Origin of the sequence: Kribbella sp. NPDC050241 (assembly GCF_044459685.1) — a bacterium.
Taxonomy (GTDB): Bacteria; Actinomycetota; Actinomycetes; order Propionibacteriales; family Kribbellaceae; genus Kribbella.
Map to the genome: position 1 here is coordinate 202627 of NZ_JBITJE010000007.1, position 13703 is coordinate 216329.

Genomic DNA, 13703 nt, shown 5'->3' on the forward strand with positions numbered 1-13703 from the left:
GCTGAGATGGCGATCGGGCAGATGGACGACCTCGGCGCGGCCGTTCGAGCCGAGCGACGGCGGCGGCAGCTGTCGCAGGCTGCCCTGGCGGCGCAGGCCGGAGTCTCGCGCGAGTGGCTCAGCCGCTTGGAGAACGGAGCCCCTCGGCTGGAAGCGGACAAGGTCATCAGCGTCCTGCGGATCCTTGGTTTCAGCCTCCTCGCGCAGGACGAGCAGCCGACCCAGTCGGACATCGCGAAGGCGCAGAAGGTCGCCTGGACGATGGCCCTGGAGGCTCAGCCGCTCACGGATGACGGCTTCCAGCGCGTGCTGCGCAAGATCGTCGCGCATCGGATCGGTCGCTCCGCCGCGTGACGGAGCTCGGCGGCTCGGAGGACGGCCAGACGCCGGTCGACGCCGACGATGCTCAGTACCTGACCGAGGAGTTCTCGTGGATCCGAACCCGGGACGAGCTGAACGAGGCCGAGGCGTCGAACATCACCGACGGACTGCTCTGGCTTGGCGATCAGGACCTCGAGCCGACGGATCTGCTCAACCACACCTTTCTTCGTGAGACTCACCGCCGGATGTTCGGTGATGTGTGGACATTGGCGGGACGACTTCGTCAGCGCGACACCACCATCGGCCTTCCACCGGCGCGCATTCAGGAGGAGTTGCAGGTCCTGCTCGGCGATGCCGGATTCTGGATCGAACAGGGAACCTTCGGTTCTTCGGAGACCTGCGTTCGATTTCACCATCGGCTCGTGTTCATCCATCCGTTCGTGAACGGCAACGGCCGGCATGCCCGACTCGTCGCGAGCGCACTCGCGGATTCCCTGGGCCTCGGTCCGGACCATCTCACCTGGGGCGCACGCCGCGGCCTCCCGGCGAGCGAGGCCCGCCGCCACTATCTCGATGCTCTGCGTGCTGCGGACGGCGGAGACTACGCAGCTCTCCTCACAAACGCTGTCAGCTGAAGGTTGGGCGACCGAAGTTGGCGTAGGTGGGGGTGGGGTGGGTGAGGGCTTGGAGGGCGAGGGTCAGGCGGCGGGTCATGGAGGGGCGGAGGTTGGGGGTGGCTTCGGGGAGGGTGAGGAAGTGGTGGGTGCGGACCTCGGTGGGGTCTGGGGTGAGGGCGGACAGGTGGTGGTCGTCGAGGGTGCCGCCGTCGAAGACGAAGGCGAGTGCGTCGGTCCAGACGCCGAGCACCGGGACCCAGTCGACGACGAGGAGACGGCCGATCTCCAGGTCCAGGCCGATCTCCTCCTTGACCTCGCGACAGCAGGCGTCGTACGGCGATTCGTCGTACTCGGCGATGCCGCCGGGGATGTCGAGGGTCGGTTTGTAGGTCGGTTCGAGGAAGAGGATGCGGCCGGCCTCGTCGCGGATCAGTGCGCCGCCGGCCACGGTTTTCCGCGGCAACCGCGCCGCGATTCCGGGGTTGAACTCCTTCTCCGGTTCACCTTCGGCGGCCAGGTCGTCCTGTCGGTTCACGGGTCTAGTGTCGTACAGACTTCAGCAGGAGGAGGACACATGCTCCGGGGACGTTCGCCGAAGGGTCATTGGTTCGGGACGGTGATCGACGCGCCGGATCCGCAGGCGCTCGGGTTGTTCTACCACGCAGTGCTCGGCTGGGAGATCCACAAGAACGAGCCGAGCGAGTTCACCCTGGCCGTGCCGGGGAACTCCGAGACCTACCTGGCCTTCCAGTCCCAGACGTCGGCCGAGTGGGTCCGCCCGACCTGGCCGGCCGAGGACGGCAAACAGCACATGATGATGCACCTCGACATCGAGGTCGGCGATCTCGAGGAGGCCGTCGCGCATGCCCTGGAGCTCGGTGCCACCCTGGCCGAATTCCAGCCACAGAAGGACGTCCGCGTCCTGCTCGACCCGGCCGGCCATCCGTTCTGTCTCTACTCCGACGGCTGACCGAGCTCGCGGGTCATCCAGATCAGGTCGCCGCGTTCCGGGTCCTCGGTGACCCGGTCGCTGCGGTGGAAACCGAGCTTCTCGAGCACCCGGAACGACGGCGCGTTCCACTCCCGCACGGTGGCCCACAACCGCCGCCGCCCGGTGGCTTCGGCCGCCTCGACGACGGCTCGACCCGCCTCGGTGGCGTAGCCGTGACCGTGTGCCCGCCGGGCCAGCTCGTAGGCGATCTCGGGCTCGTCGAACGACCCTTGCCCCACCGTCAGCCCGCAGTACCCGACGAACTCGCCGGTGTCGCGCCGCTTGATCGGCAGCAACCCCAGCCCGGGCTCGGTGCCCAGCGGGTTCGCCACCAGCCACCCGCGCATCTCCTCGACCGTCGGCCGTCCGTCGGCGTCGATCCGGCGTACCGCTCGTTGATCGCGCTCGGTCCACAGCCCGCGGTGCTCCTCGGCGTCCGACGGCTTCCATCGCCGGAGTCGCAGGCGCTCGGTCACCAGCTCGGCCGGGAAGTCGCTGTACGTCGTCATGCTGCGAGCTGTCCTTTGACATAGGCGAGCTTGTCGGGGTTCAGGACGGCGCGGATGGTGCTGATCCGGTCGTCACGGATTTCCGGGACAAGTATGACGGTGAGCTCGCCGGACTCGTGGACCAGGATCGCGGGCTCGCCATTGATCTCGCCCACGGCAACGGTCGCGGCCAGCGCCCGTTGGGTCTTCCCAAGGCCGGTCAGGTAATGAGCGGCTTCGAGGCGGCCGAAGATCGGATGGCGGGCAGCGGTTGCCTTGCCGCCGCCGTCAGCCCAGACCGACGCGTCCTCGGTCAGGATCTGCTCCAGCCCGGCCACGTCGCCCTCGACGGTTGCGGCCAGGAACCGCTCCACCAGCTTCACCCCATCCGCGGGACTCGCGGAGAACCGGCGCCGCGCGTCGCCGACCCGGGCCAGCGCCCGGTGGTAGAGCTGCCGGGCGTTGGCCTCGTCGATCCCGAGTACCTCGCCGATGTCACGATGCGAGTAGTCGAACGCCTCCCGCAGGACGAACACGGCCCGCTCCGGCGGTGTCAGCTTCTCCAGCAGCACCAGGAAGCCCATGGTCATGGTGTCCCGGCGTTCCGCCAGCTCCAGGGGGTCATTGCCCGTGGCAACAGGCTCCGGCAGCCATGGGCCGACGTACCGCTCCCGCCGGGCCCGGGCCGACGTCAGCCGGTTGATGCACAGGTTAGTGACGACCGTGGTCAGCCAGGCGGCCGGCGTACTGACACCCTCGGCCGACCGCCAGCGCAGGTACGCGTCCTGCACGACGTCCTCGGCCTCACTCGCCTCACCGATGATCCGGTAGGCGATGCCGAACAACCGGGGTCGCTGTGCCTCGAACTCGGCCAGGCCATCCATGACGCCGATTGTGCCGGTCGGCATCAGTTCCCCAGGAAGGGGATCAGTCGACATCAGTTCCCGGGAAGGGGATGAACTGTTGCCGCTCACCTTCCCGTACGGCGAGCTCGTGCCGCCACACCTCATTGTCGACAAAAGTATTGTCGAACTTCTCCGCCGTCGCGAGCACCTCGGCCGGTTCCGCCTGACCACGCCGGATCCGGTCGCCCAGCCGGAAGTAGTCGAACCGGTTGTTCCCGGGCGCCTTGACGATCAGCACGTCCGCTCCGACCTCCAGCGGCGTACCCCAGGCGTGCGGCATCAGCGGCGGGACGAGCAGGTAGTCGCCCTTCTCCACCGTGACGATCTGGTCGCCGGCCAGGATCCGCAGCGCGCCGTCGAGCAGGTAGAACATCTCCGGCGATTCCTTGTGGAAGTGCGGCGGCGGACCGTCCACGCCGGCTCCGAGCGTGGTGCGGACGACGTTCATGATGCCGTTGGTGTGCTCGGCGTCGGCGATCAGCCAGGTCATGTTCGGCGGGTCGCCGAGCCGCTCGGCCTCCGCGCCGCGCATCAGGACAGCCTTCTGCTGTGGCATGTCTTCCTCCTCGTAGACGATGCCGACCTGACCAGACAGCCCGCGGAGTTCGTGACAGCCCGTGGACGTGACCGTCGTCACGTCACATTCGGGCCGCCTCGAGGTGTCAGGAGTCATGTCGAAAGGAGTGCGCACATGTCACCGCACATCGTCGTACTGGGAGCCGGGTACTCCGGGATGATCGCGGCCAAGCTGGCTGCTCGCCGTACCGGTGCGCCGGTCACGCTGGTCAACGCCCGCGACACCTTCGTCGAGCGGGTCCGGATGCATCAACTGGCGTCCGGCCAGGACCTGCCGGAGCGCCCGATCAAGGAGTTGCTCGAAGGCACCGGGGTCGACTTCGTCGCCGATCGCGTCATCCACATCGACGCGGACCGGCGGACCGTCGTACTGACTGGGCAGGAGCTGCCGTACGACGTACTGATCTATGCGCTGGGGAGTCGCACCAGCCTGAGTTCGGTGCCTGGGGCAAGTGAGTACGCCTACACCGTGGCGGATGTCGATAATGCAACGCGGCTGCGGGAGCGGCTGGAGAAGGAGGGGTCGGTTGCCGTGGTTGGCGGTGGGCTGACCGGCATCGAGGTCGCGACCGAGATCGCCGAGACCTACCCGGGTCGGGAGGTGCGGCTGGTGACGAGTAGCGAGCTCGGCGCCGGGTTGTCGGATCGTGGGCGACGCCATCTCCACAAGACCTTCAAGCGTCTCGGGATCTCGCGCGTCGAAGGTGTGCGAGTGGCGTCGGTCGATGGTGAAGGTCTGCCCCTGGACGGCGATGATCGGCTCGAGGCCGATGTGGTGGTGTGGACGACCGGGTTCGAGGTGTCGAGGCTGGCTGCGGCGGCGGGGTTCGCAGTCGACTCACGGGGCCGGATGATCGTGGACGGGACATTGCGGTCGGTGTCGCATCCGGACGTCTACGCGGTCGGCGACGCGGCCGCCGTACGACGGACCACCGGCCAGGAACTGCGGATGGCCTGCGCAACCGGGATCCCGGCTGCGGCGCATGCGGTCCGTGCCCTGACCGATCGTCTGGCCGGGCGCGAGCCGCGGGATCTGCACTTCCGCTACTTCAACCAATGCATCAGCTTGGGTCGCAACGACGCACTGATCCAGTTCGTCCGGGCAGACGACTCGCCGGTCGAGGCGGTACTCATTGGACGCGCGGCCGCGAAGTACAAGGAGACGATCGTCCGCGGCGCCTACCTGGCCCAGCGCCATCCAGCGCTGACCGCCTTGACCTGAGGTCAGCTGCCTTTGCCTGCGCGGAGGATGAGGTCGAGGGAATCGACGGGCGGCGGGCCGACGGGCAGGGCGGGTTGGTTTGCTGGGCGGAGGGCGTCGAGGAGGAGGGCCAGGTAGCGGCGCCACAGGTTGGGGTCGATGGCGCGGCTCATTTCGAACGCCGGTCCGAGCAGGGCGAAGATCGCGGCGACGTCCTGGACCGCGGCGTCGGGGCGGATCGCGCCGGCGCGGTACGCACGGTTGAAGAGTTCGGTGACTGCGGCAACGATCTCGGGCCAGATGCGGGCCTGGGCCTCGTCGTCGCCTTGCCCGGTGAGGGTCTCGTACAGTCCCCGGTCGGCGGCCTGCCGGGCACCCGTGCGCTCGAAGAACTGCACGAGCGCATCCCATGGGTCCTCGACCTCGAGCGCCTCCCGTGCGTCGACCGCGATCTGTTCGGTTGCTTCCCGCAGCACCTCGGCCGCGATCGCGCGCTTGTTCGGGAAGTTCCGGTACGCCGTCCCGGTGCCGAGGCCCGCATGCCGGGCGATGTCGTCGAGCGTGGCGCCGAACCCCTGCTCGGCGAACACCTCCCGCGCGGCATCGACCAGCCGCTCACGGTTCCGCACGGAGTCTCGCCGGGCGCTCCTCGGGGTGGCGTCGTTCACGCGGCTACCACGCCGTGCGCGATCAGGCTCTGGGCACACTCCACGACCGTCTGGGCCGCGGGGCGCGCCTTCCAACCGAGCACACGCTCAGCCTTGGCCGTGGTGTGCCGGTTGCGGCGTCCGAGCGAGATGGTGATCGCCCGCAGCGATGGGTCGGTGATCGCGGCAAGCCGCACCACGAAGTTCGGGAGCCGGCGGGTGGGCACCTTCGCTGCCTGCGGGCCGAGCGCCTCCTTGAGCGCCGCCGCGATCTCACGCATCCAGACGAACTCGCCGGTGCCGAGGAACCGCTGACCCGCCGCCTCCGGCGCAACCATCGCGCGGATGTGCAGATCCACCAGGTCGCGAACGTCCACGACCTCCAGACCGATCTTCGGCGTACCCGGCATCTTGCCCGTCAGCATCCGCTGGATGATCTGCGTCGTACCGACGTTGTCCGCCGTCAGGATCGGCCCGAACACCGCACCAGGGAGCACCGTCGTCAGCTCGGTCGGGCCGTCGTACCCCTCCATGAAGTCCCAGACCGCCTTCTCCGCAAGGGTTTTCGAACGCCGGTACGCCGGTAGCGACGGAGAGTCGACGGTCCACAGTGTCTCGTCCGTGACGCCGTCGTCCGTGTACGACGCCGGACTCGCGGCGTTCGCGGCCGAGGTCATCACCACGCGCTTCACCCCCGCACGAGTCGCGGCCCGCAGCACCCGCAACGCCCCATCGCGCGCCGGCACGATCAGCGCATCCGGATCCTTCGAACCCTCATCCCCGAGCGGCGAGGCGACATGCAGCACATAGTCGACACCCTGCATCGCCGCATCCCACCCGTCGTCCCGCATCAAGTCCGCAACCGCGAATCCCACCCGCTCCCCCACCACATCCCGGACCGACTGCTCCTTGCTCGCGGCACGAACCGTCGTACGCACGTCGTACCCAGCGTCGAGCAGCGCGACGATCGCCCATCCCCCGACGTACCCCGTCCCACCGGTCACGAGCACCGTCTCAGCCATCTCCACCCTCCAACTCCCTTAGCGGAGATCCCGTCTCCGTTTTCACCGTAGCACAGAACCGGAGACGACCTCTCCACTTAAATCGATCAGGTTCGAAGAAGCTCAGGCCGCAGACGGGTTCCTAGCATGGGAAGTGTTCTCAGCGGATCTCGTAGACAGGAACTCCGATGAACGCGAAGAAGGCCGCAGGCTCGAAGGGCACGTCGTACGAAGGGTTCACCGCCGAGGAGCGGCGGGCGATGAAGGAGCATGCGCGGGAGATGAAGGCGGCCGCGCTCGGGGCGGACCAAGAGGCGGCCCAACTGGAGAAGATCGCCGAGATGCCGGAGGCGGAGCGTGCGATGGCCGAGCGGATTCACGCCATCGTCAAGGAGAACGCGCCTCAGCTCATGCCGAAGCTCTGGTACGGGATGCCCGGGTGGGCCAAGGACGGCAAGGTGGTCTGCTTCTTCCAGAACGCGGGGAAGTTCAAGTCGCGGTACAGCACGTTCGGCTTCAACGACTCGGCGAACCTCGACGACGGCGAGATGTGGCCGACCGCCTTCGCGTTGACCAAGCTGACCGCTGCCGGCGAGAAGCAGATCACCGCCCTCGTGAAGAAGGCCGCGAGCTGATCCCTACGGCTGGGGTGGCGGGGCGAGAATCGTGATGCCGTGCCGGGCGGCTGTCTCGGTCAGCGCAGCCAGATCCGGCGGTACGGCGGGGGCCGGCGGCAGCGTGAGCGCCTGAGCGGGCTCTCCGACCTCGGCTGCGAACTGCTCGAACCCGCCAGGCAGGTGCAGCGTGATGAACCGTGCCGTGGGGGACGTCACGACGTACGCGTGGCTGATTCGCCGCGGCAGCACCGCTACGGTGCCGGGGCCGGCGGCGTGTTCCCGTCATGGCTGGGGATCGTTTCGGGGATCGCAGGGATCACCAGCCAACCGTGCCGCACTCAGCACCGCCGACCCCGGCTTTCCGGAACGTTCTCGTCACCTGGCGCCTCTTTGTTTCCGTTGATCCCACATCGCGAGGCGACCGGCCGCCCATGGCAAGATCGGGCGGGTGCAGATCGGGATGCTGGGATCATTCGAGGTTCGGTCGGACGACGGGGTCGTCGCCGACGTGCCGGGCGCCCGGTTGCGGGGGCTGTTGATCGCTCTTGCGCTCAGTCCGGGGCAGGTGGTTCCGAAGGCGACGCTTGTCGACTGGATCTGGGGTGAGCAGCCGCCCGCCGAAGCGGCGAATGCCTTGCAGCGCTTGGTCTCCCGGCTCCGGAAGGCTTTACCGGACGCGTCGGTGGAGGGACAGACCGACGGCTACCGGCTGATGGTGGAGCCCGACACCGTCGACGCCATCCGGTTCGAACGCCTCCTCAACCAGGCCCGCACCGACCAGGGTCCAGCCCGGATACGACTGTTGCGCGAGGCCCTCGCCTTGTGGCGCGGCGCGGCCCTGCAGGACGTCGGTTTGCAGGACAGTACGGCGTACGACGCGGCAGTCACGCGGCTCGAAGGGCTGCGCCTGACCGCCCTCGAGGATCGCTTCGACGCGGAGATCAGCCTCGGCAACGGCGCGGAGATGGTCACGGAACTGACCGACCTGGTTGCCGCGCACCCGGTCCGGGAGCGGCTCGTGGCGGCGCTGATGCGAGCCCTCGCCGCGGCCGGCCGCAACGCCGACGCGCTCCTCCTGTACGAGAGCACGAGAGAAGCCCTGGCCGACGAGTTGGGCGTCGACCCCTCCCCCGAGCTGTCCGCCGTACACGTCGCGCTGCTGCGGGGCGAGTTGGGACGGCGGGAGGAAACCCGGACCACCAATCTGCGTGCCGAGCTGACCAGTTTCATCGGCAAGGACGCCGACGTCGCCACGGTTCGCGAGCTCGTCGCCGGCCATCGGCTCACCACCTTGGTCGGGCCGGGCGGCGCGGGGAAGACCAGACTCGCTGCCGAAACCGCGCGAACGCTGGTCGGTGACCTGGCCGACGGTGTGTGGTTCGTGGAACTGGCGCCCATCGGCGCGGACGGCGACGTGGCACAGGCGACGCTCGCCGCGCTCAGCCTGCGGGACGGGCTGCTCACCGATGCGTCGGACACGGAGCCGACGGATCGGGTCATCACCGCATTGCGCGAGCGCGAGGTGCTGCTGGTCCTGGACAACTGCGAGCACGTGATCGAGTCGGCCGCGACGTTCGCGCATCGGGTGCTCGGGGAGTGCCGGCGGCTGCGGATCCTCGCTACGAGCAGGGAGCCGCTCGGCATCACCGGTGAGGCGCTGTGGCACGTCGTACCGCTGGCCCTGCCCACAAGCGACGCGGACCTGGGCGCGATCGAGTCTTCTCCGGCTGTCCAGCTGCTGCGCGACCGGGCAGCCGCCGTACGCACGGATATCGCAGTGGATGCCCACACGCTGTCGACCATGGCGCGGGTCTGCCGCGCGCTGGACGGGATGCCGCTGGCGATCGAACTGGCCGCGGCGAGGCTCCGCACCATGTCCCTCGATCAGCTCGCTGACCGGCTCGATGACGTGTTCCGCTTGCTGACCGGCGGCAGTCGTACGGCGCTGCCGCGGCAACGGACTCTCCGTGCGGTGATCGACTGGAGCTGGGAGCTGCTGTCCGACGCCGAACGGACGGTCCTACGCAGGCTCTCGGTGTTCTACGGCGGTGCGAGCCTGGAGGCAGCCGAGCGAGTCTGCGCCGGCGATGCGGTCGAGGCGGGTGACGTGCTCGAGTTGCTGACCGCACTGACCGAGAAGTCGCTGCTGGTCGCCGACACTGACAAGGCGCCGCGGTACCGGATGCTCGGCACCATCAAGGAGTACGCCGCGCAGCGGCTCGCGGAGGCGGGTGAATCGGAGCTGGCGCGCCATGCGCATCTCGCCTACTTCACCGAACTCGCCGAGACCGCGGAGCCGCACCTTCGCCGCGCCGAGCAGCTGGAATGGCTCGCCACGCTCGCGGCCGAGCACGACAACATCAGTGCCGCAATGCGTGCTGCGGTAGCGGCCGGCGAGGCGCAGGGGGCGATGCGGCTGGCCGCGTCCGCCGGCTGGTACTGGTGGCTCGCCGGAGACAAGACTGAGGGCAACGAACTGATCATGGCGGCCATCGAGACACCCGGCGAGGTGACCGACGAGATCCGTGCCATGGTGTACGCCCTGGTCGTGCAGTTCCTGACCTCGGGGCCGGGCGACGAGCACCAGGTCGCGGAGTGGATCCACAAGGCCTACCGATACACCCAGCAGAGTAAGGATCCTCATCCGGTGCTCGGGTTGATCGCGCCGCTGGAGAGGATGTTGCAGGCGCCGGACCAGATCCTGCCCGCGTGGGAATCGCTGCTCAGCCACGAGGACCCCTGGGGACGCGCGATGGCCCGGCTACAGCTCGGCAAGATGAGGATCATGCTCGGGCGCGACGGGCAGGATGCGGACAAGGATCTCGAGCTGGCGCTCGCCGAGTTCCGGGCGGTCGGCGAACGGTTCGGGATCTCGTTCGCCCTGGCCGAGCTGGCGGACCGCATCGCCACGCGGGGCGAGTTCACCGCCGCGTGCGAGTACCTCGAACAGGCGGTCGGGGTCGTCACCGAATTCGGTGCTGTCGACGATGTCATCCGGCTGCGCGCGCGACAGGCTCAGCTGTACTGGCTGCTCGGTGACGTGGAGTCCAGTGAGGTGGCAATGGCGGACGCGCAGCGCTACGCGGACCGGATCCCCTGGCCTGGTGCGCTGGCCGTGCTGGCACTCGCGAAGGCGGAACTAGCCGGCTGGCGCGGAGACGCCGAGGAGGCACGTCGGCAACTCGAGGTCGCGACGACCGTTCTTGGAGACGAGGCGGATCAGGCGAACATCCGCGCGGTCGTCCAGAGTCAGCTCGGCGACTTCGCCGACGATCTCGAGCAGGCCCGCGGACACCGAGCCGCCGCCTTCCAGGCGGCGTCCGAGGCCGGCCACGCACCCTCGCTCGCGCACGCCATCGTCGGGGTCGCGGATCTGGCGATGCGCCGCGAACAGTACGAGCAGGCAGCGCGGCTGCTCGCGGCGAGCAACGGCGTACGCGGTCTGCCGGATCTTTCCAACCCGGCCGCGGTCAGGATCGAGCACGACGTACGACGTCACCTCGGCGACGAACGGTTCGCCGAGGTGACGCAGGAAGGGGCGGAGTCGAACTGGTCTGAGCTGGTCGAGGTCACACTCGCCTCGTGAGGGTGCGGCACGGCACCACCCCAGTTCGTCAGGCTCGCTTCGCGAAGGTCGAACGCGCCCACAGATATCCGACCAGAGCGATTCCGACGCACCACGCGAGGGCGGGGATCACGTCGCTGGCGGCCGGTGCGCCGTTCAGCAACCCACGCAGGGTTTCGATGATCGGGGTGAAGGGCTGGTACTGCGCGAACTGCTTGAGGCCGGCCCCCATCTTGTCCGCCGGGACGATCGCGCTGCTGAAGAACGGCAGCATGACCAGCGGCACCGCGGCCAGTCCCGCGGTTTCCGGAGACTTCGCAAACAGTCCCAGGGCGACGGTGAACCAGCCGGCCGCGAATCCGAGCAGTACGACGAGACCGATCACACCGAGCCAGTCGACGAAGCTCGCCGACGGGTTGAATCCCAGCAGGAACCCCACCCCGACGATCGCGGCGATGGCGATCAGATTGGTCAGCAGACTGGCGATCACGTGACCGGTCAGCACGGCACCGCGGGACACGTCCATGACCTTGAACCGGTTGATGATGCCCTTGGTCATGTCGGAGTTGACCGCGGTTGCGGTGGCCCCCAGCCCGTAGCAGACGGCCAGCAGCATCAGTCCAGGTGTCGCATAGTCGACGTAGTCGACGCCGACGTTGAAGGCGTCGCCGAGCATGTACACGAACATCAACATGATCACGACCGGCATCAGGACCGCGTTGAACACCGAGGTCGGGTTCCGGGTGATGTGCTTGAAGTTGCGACGCAGCATGACGATCGAGTGGTTCTGGGCGCTCATTTCGCGACTACCTCCGTGTTGTGGCCCGTCAGGGCGAGGAAAACGTCATCAAGATCGGGTGTGTGGACGGAGAACTCCTCGGCGCTGATCGAGTACTCGTCGAGCCGGTCGAGCACGGCCCGCAGCGACCTCGTCCCGCCGTCGCTCGGAACCCGCAGGTCCATTGCTTCGTCGTCTCGCGTCGAGTCGGTGAAGATCCGCGCGGCCGCGTCGAGTTCCTCGACGGTGCCGAACCGGAGCCGGACGTGCGTCCCGGGCAGCTGGCGCTTGAGCTCGTCCGGAGTGCCCTCGGCAACCAATCGGCCCTGGTCGAGTACGGCGATCCGGTCGGCGAGCTGATCGGCTTCGTCGAGGTACTGGGTGGTCAGGAAGATGGTCACGCCATCGGCCACCAGCCCGCGGATGATCGTCCACATCGTGCGCCGGCTGCGTGGGTCGAGGCCGGTGGTCGGCTCGTCCAGGAAGATGATCTTCGGATTCCCGACGAGCGTCATCGCCAGGTCCAGCTTGCGGCGCATACCCCCGGAGTACGTCGACACCGGCTTCTGCGCCGACTCCACCAGATCGAACCGCTCCAGCAGCCCCGCGATGACCTCCTCGCCGGAGTTCACCCCGAGCAGATCCACCATCAGCTGGAGGTTCTCCTCCCCGGTCAGCAGCTCGTCCACCGCCGCGAACTGACCGGTGACCCCGATGACCGACCGCACCGCCTTGGCCTCGGTGTCGATGTCGTGGCCGGCAACCCGTGCCGTTCCACCGTCCGCCTTCAGCAAGGTGGTCAGCACGTTCACCGTGGTCGTCTTGCCCGCGCCGTTCGGACCGAGCAGCGAGAACACCGTCCCGGCCCGAACCTCCAGATCGATGCCATCGAGCACGACCTTGTCCCCATAAGCCTTACGCAGTCCCGAGACTGCAATCGCTGAGCTGTTCATGCAGCAACCATCGCGACACGCCCAGACACCCCCCTGACACGCCACTGACACGCCCACTGACACGGCTTCCAGGCCTACGTCTCGCGGAGCGTAGGAAGGTGGTTACGACCTGGTCGTCCCTGTCTGACGGCGGCTGAAAGGTCGTTGAAAGTGGCGGCGCTCAGGATCGGCGTACAGAGGATCTCGGGAAATCCGCGGGGCGATGTCGGATCGGGGGTGGGGGTGTTCGTGGAAAATCGCCGCCTTCGGCGAGGCCGACACGCTGTTGGTCACCACCGTACTTTTCCTGCTCACCATCATGCTTGTCTCACGCCTGCGGAAGCAGGTCATGACGCATGAACACCCCATGCCGGCCCGCCAGACGTACCTCTCAACGGACCTGGGTCGCGTAGGCAGCCTAGGAGCCGCTTACGGCACCCTGATCGGTGCACTGAAGGAGAACATCATGACCGCTGTCTACACCTTCGATGTCTTCGCCACCCTCGACGGATTCGGCTCGTACGGCGAAGGCGGCGACTGGGGAGGCTACTGGGGCAAGCAAGGGCCTGAGTTCCTCGACCGCCGTCTTGCCTTCTACGGCGAGACGCCGCGATTGGTGCTCGGGGCAACCACCTACCGGCAGTTCCTGGAGATTCTGGGCCCGAGCATCGAGGAGTCCGACGTACGTGACCCGGTGAACACCATGATGAGGAGCCTGCCGACGACGGTGGTGTCGAAGACACTGGAAGGACCCCTCGCCTGGAAGAACGCGACGCTCGACAACGGCGACGCCGTCGACGTCGTCGCCCGGCTCAAAGAGGAGTCCGACGTACCGATGTGCTCGGCCGGCAGCCTGTCCCTGAACCGGTCGCTGATGGCCGCCGGCCTGGTCGACCGCGTCCAGCTGACGATCTTCCCGGTGATCTCCGGTCAGACCGGAATTGACCCCGTCTTCCAGGGTGCGGCCGACTTCGACCTCGAGCTGATCGAGCAACGGACCCTCGATGGCCACACCCAAGAGCTCACCTACCGCCCCATCCTGCACACCTGAGCCGCCCGCCCGT

The 13703-nt window shown here is 67.9% G+C and carries 16 protein-coding genes; 7 read left to right on the plus strand and 9 right to left on the minus strand.

Features of this window, described 5'->3' with window-relative positions:
* The first annotated feature begins 6 nt into the window (after window positions 1-6).
* On the plus strand, window positions 7-354 hold the full coding sequence (locus tag ACIBG5_RS29925; RefSeq protein ID WP_396394827.1) for a helix-turn-helix domain-containing protein: 348 nt from the start codon (window positions 7-9) through the stop codon (window positions 352-354).
* Entirely contained in the window at window positions 351-956 is a 606-nt protein-coding gene (locus ACIBG5_RS29930; RefSeq protein ID WP_396394828.1) for a mobile mystery protein B, read from the plus strand. Before ACIBG5_RS29925 ends, ACIBG5_RS29930 begins: the two co-directional genes overlap by 4 nt.
* Here the strand turns inward: ACIBG5_RS29930 and ACIBG5_RS29935 are convergent.
* Window positions 949-1473, minus strand: a complete 525-nt coding sequence (locus ACIBG5_RS29935) for an NUDIX domain-containing protein (RefSeq protein ID WP_396394830.1) — start codon at window positions 1471-1473, stop codon at window positions 949-951. The two genes, ACIBG5_RS29930 and ACIBG5_RS29935, sit on opposite strands and share 8 nt — an antisense overlap.
* 39 nt (window positions 1474-1512) lie before the next feature.
* Here ACIBG5_RS29935 and ACIBG5_RS29940 point away from each other — a divergent pair, with 39 nt between their 5' ends.
* Window positions 1513-1908, plus strand: coding sequence for a VOC family protein (locus tag ACIBG5_RS29940; RefSeq protein ID WP_396394831.1), 396 nt, complete (start codon window positions 1513-1515; stop codon window positions 1906-1908).
* Here ACIBG5_RS29940 and ACIBG5_RS29945 read toward each other — a convergent pair.
* The 3 genes from ACIBG5_RS29945 to ACIBG5_RS29955 are packed head-to-tail and all read right to left on the minus strand — an operon-like array spanning window position 1893 to window position 3959.
* Window positions 1893-2438: a GNAT family N-acetyltransferase gene (locus ACIBG5_RS29945; RefSeq protein ID WP_396394832.1), complete on the minus strand. Its 546-nt coding sequence runs from the start codon at window positions 2436-2438 to the stop codon at window positions 1893-1895. The two genes, ACIBG5_RS29940 and ACIBG5_RS29945, sit on opposite strands and share 16 nt — an antisense overlap.
* Window positions 2435-3301, minus strand: a complete 867-nt coding sequence (gene sigJ / locus ACIBG5_RS29950) for an RNA polymerase sigma factor SigJ (protein ID WP_396394833.1) — start codon at window positions 3299-3301, stop codon at window positions 2435-2437. The genes ACIBG5_RS29945 and sigJ overlap by 4 nt, the downstream gene beginning before the upstream one ends.
* Before the next feature lie 43 nt (window positions 3302-3344).
* A complete protein-coding gene (locus ACIBG5_RS29955; protein WP_396394834.1) occupies window positions 3345-3959 on the minus strand; it encodes a cupin domain-containing protein in 615 nt (204 codons plus the stop codon).
* A gap of 54 nt (window positions 3960-4013) precedes the next feature.
* Here ACIBG5_RS29955 and ACIBG5_RS29960 point away from each other — a divergent pair, with 54 nt between their 5' ends.
* Complete coding sequence (locus tag ACIBG5_RS29960) at window positions 4014-5120, plus strand: NAD(P)/FAD-dependent oxidoreductase (protein WP_396394835.1); 1107 nt, start codon at window positions 4014-4016, stop codon at window positions 5118-5120.
* Between the two features lie 2 nt (window positions 5121-5122).
* Here the strand turns inward: ACIBG5_RS29960 and ACIBG5_RS29965 are convergent, their stop codons facing one another.
* Together ACIBG5_RS29965 and ACIBG5_RS29970 are read right to left on the minus strand one after the other, a co-directional pair.
* Window positions 5123-5728, minus strand: coding sequence for a TetR/AcrR family transcriptional regulator (locus ACIBG5_RS29965; protein WP_396394836.1), 606 nt, complete (start codon window positions 5726-5728; stop codon window positions 5123-5125).
* A 35-nt stretch (window positions 5729-5763) separates the two neighbouring features.
* A complete protein-coding gene (locus tag ACIBG5_RS29970) occupies window positions 5764-6768 on the minus strand; it encodes an NAD-dependent epimerase/dehydratase family protein (protein ID WP_396394837.1) in 1005 nt (334 codons plus the stop codon).
* 167 nt (window positions 6769-6935) lie between these two features.
* Between ACIBG5_RS29970 and ACIBG5_RS29975 the strand changes: the two genes are divergently transcribed.
* Window positions 6936-7382 (plus strand): iron chaperone, encoded by a 447-nt coding sequence (locus tag ACIBG5_RS29975; protein ID WP_396394838.1) that lies wholly within the window; start codon window positions 6936-6938, stop codon window positions 7380-7382.
* A 3-nt stretch (window positions 7383-7385) separates the two neighbouring features.
* Here the strand turns inward: ACIBG5_RS29975 and ACIBG5_RS29980 are convergent, their stop codons facing one another.
* Window positions 7386-7613, minus strand: coding sequence for a hypothetical protein (locus ACIBG5_RS29980; protein ID WP_396394839.1), 228 nt, complete (start codon window positions 7611-7613; stop codon window positions 7386-7388).
* Window positions 7614-7824: 211 nt separating this feature from the next.
* Between ACIBG5_RS29980 and ACIBG5_RS29985 the strand changes: the two genes are divergently transcribed.
* Window positions 7825-10950 (plus strand): BTAD domain-containing putative transcriptional regulator, encoded by a 3126-nt coding sequence (locus ACIBG5_RS29985; RefSeq protein ID WP_396394840.1) that lies wholly within the window; start codon window positions 7825-7827, stop codon window positions 10948-10950.
* A 28-nt stretch (window positions 10951-10978) separates the two neighbouring features.
* On the opposite strand, the gene ACIBG5_RS29990 is transcribed toward ACIBG5_RS29985, so the two are convergent.
* Window positions 10979-11728 carry an ABC transporter permease gene (locus ACIBG5_RS29990; protein WP_396394841.1) on the minus strand — a complete coding sequence of 250 codons (750 nt, stop codon included), beginning with the start codon at window positions 11726-11728 and terminating at the stop codon, window positions 10979-10981.
* Window positions 11725-12660, minus strand: coding sequence for an ATP-binding cassette domain-containing protein (locus ACIBG5_RS29995; protein WP_396394842.1), 936 nt, complete (start codon window positions 12658-12660; stop codon window positions 11725-11727). The genes ACIBG5_RS29990 and ACIBG5_RS29995 overlap by 4 nt, the downstream gene beginning before the upstream one ends.
* A gap of 445 nt (window positions 12661-13105) precedes the next feature.
* Here ACIBG5_RS29995 and ACIBG5_RS30000 point away from each other — a divergent pair, with 445 nt between their 5' ends.
* Complete coding sequence (locus tag ACIBG5_RS30000) at window positions 13106-13690, plus strand: dihydrofolate reductase family protein (protein WP_396394843.1); 585 nt, start codon at window positions 13106-13108, stop codon at window positions 13688-13690.
* Window positions 13691-13703: the final 13 nt, after the last annotated feature.

Bases quoted from the DNA above. Each gene is read 5' to 3' on its own strand.
- ACIBG5_RS29995 (WP_396394842.1), bottom strand. From the start codon at position 12,660: ATGAACAGCTCAGCGATTGCAGTCTCGGGACTGCGTAAGGCTTATGGG.
- sigJ (WP_396394833.1), bottom strand. From the start codon at position 3,301: ATGGATGGCCTGGCCGAGTTCGAGGCACAGCGACCCCGGTTGTTCGGC.
- ACIBG5_RS29970 (WP_396394837.1), bottom strand. From the start codon at position 6,768: ATGGCTGAGACGGTGCTCGTGACCGGTGGGACGGGGTACGTCGGGGGA.
- ACIBG5_RS30000 (WP_396394843.1), top strand. From the start codon at position 13,106: ATGACCGCTGTCTACACCTTCGATGTCTTCGCCACCCTCGACGGATTC.
- ACIBG5_RS29945 (WP_396394832.1), bottom strand. From the start codon at position 2,438: ATGACGACGTACAGCGACTTCCCGGCCGAGCTGGTGACCGAGCGCCTG.
- ACIBG5_RS29990 (WP_396394841.1), bottom strand. From the start codon at position 11,728: ATGAGCGCCCAGAACCACTCGATCGTCATGCTGCGTCGCAACTTCAAG.
- ACIBG5_RS29940 (WP_396394831.1), top strand. From the start codon at position 1,513: ATGCTCCGGGGACGTTCGCCGAAGGGTCATTGGTTCGGGACGGTGATC.
- ACIBG5_RS29960 (WP_396394835.1), top strand. From the start codon at position 4,014: ATGTCACCGCACATCGTCGTACTGGGAGCCGGGTACTCCGGGATGATC.
- ACIBG5_RS29985 (WP_396394840.1), top strand. From the start codon at position 7,825: ATGCTGGGATCATTCGAGGTTCGGTCGGACGACGGGGTCGTCGCCGAC.
- ACIBG5_RS29925 (WP_396394827.1), top strand. From the start codon at position 7: ATGGCGATCGGGCAGATGGACGACCTCGGCGCGGCCGTTCGAGCCGAG.
- ACIBG5_RS29975 (WP_396394838.1), top strand. From the start codon at position 6,936: ATGAACGCGAAGAAGGCCGCAGGCTCGAAGGGCACGTCGTACGAAGGG.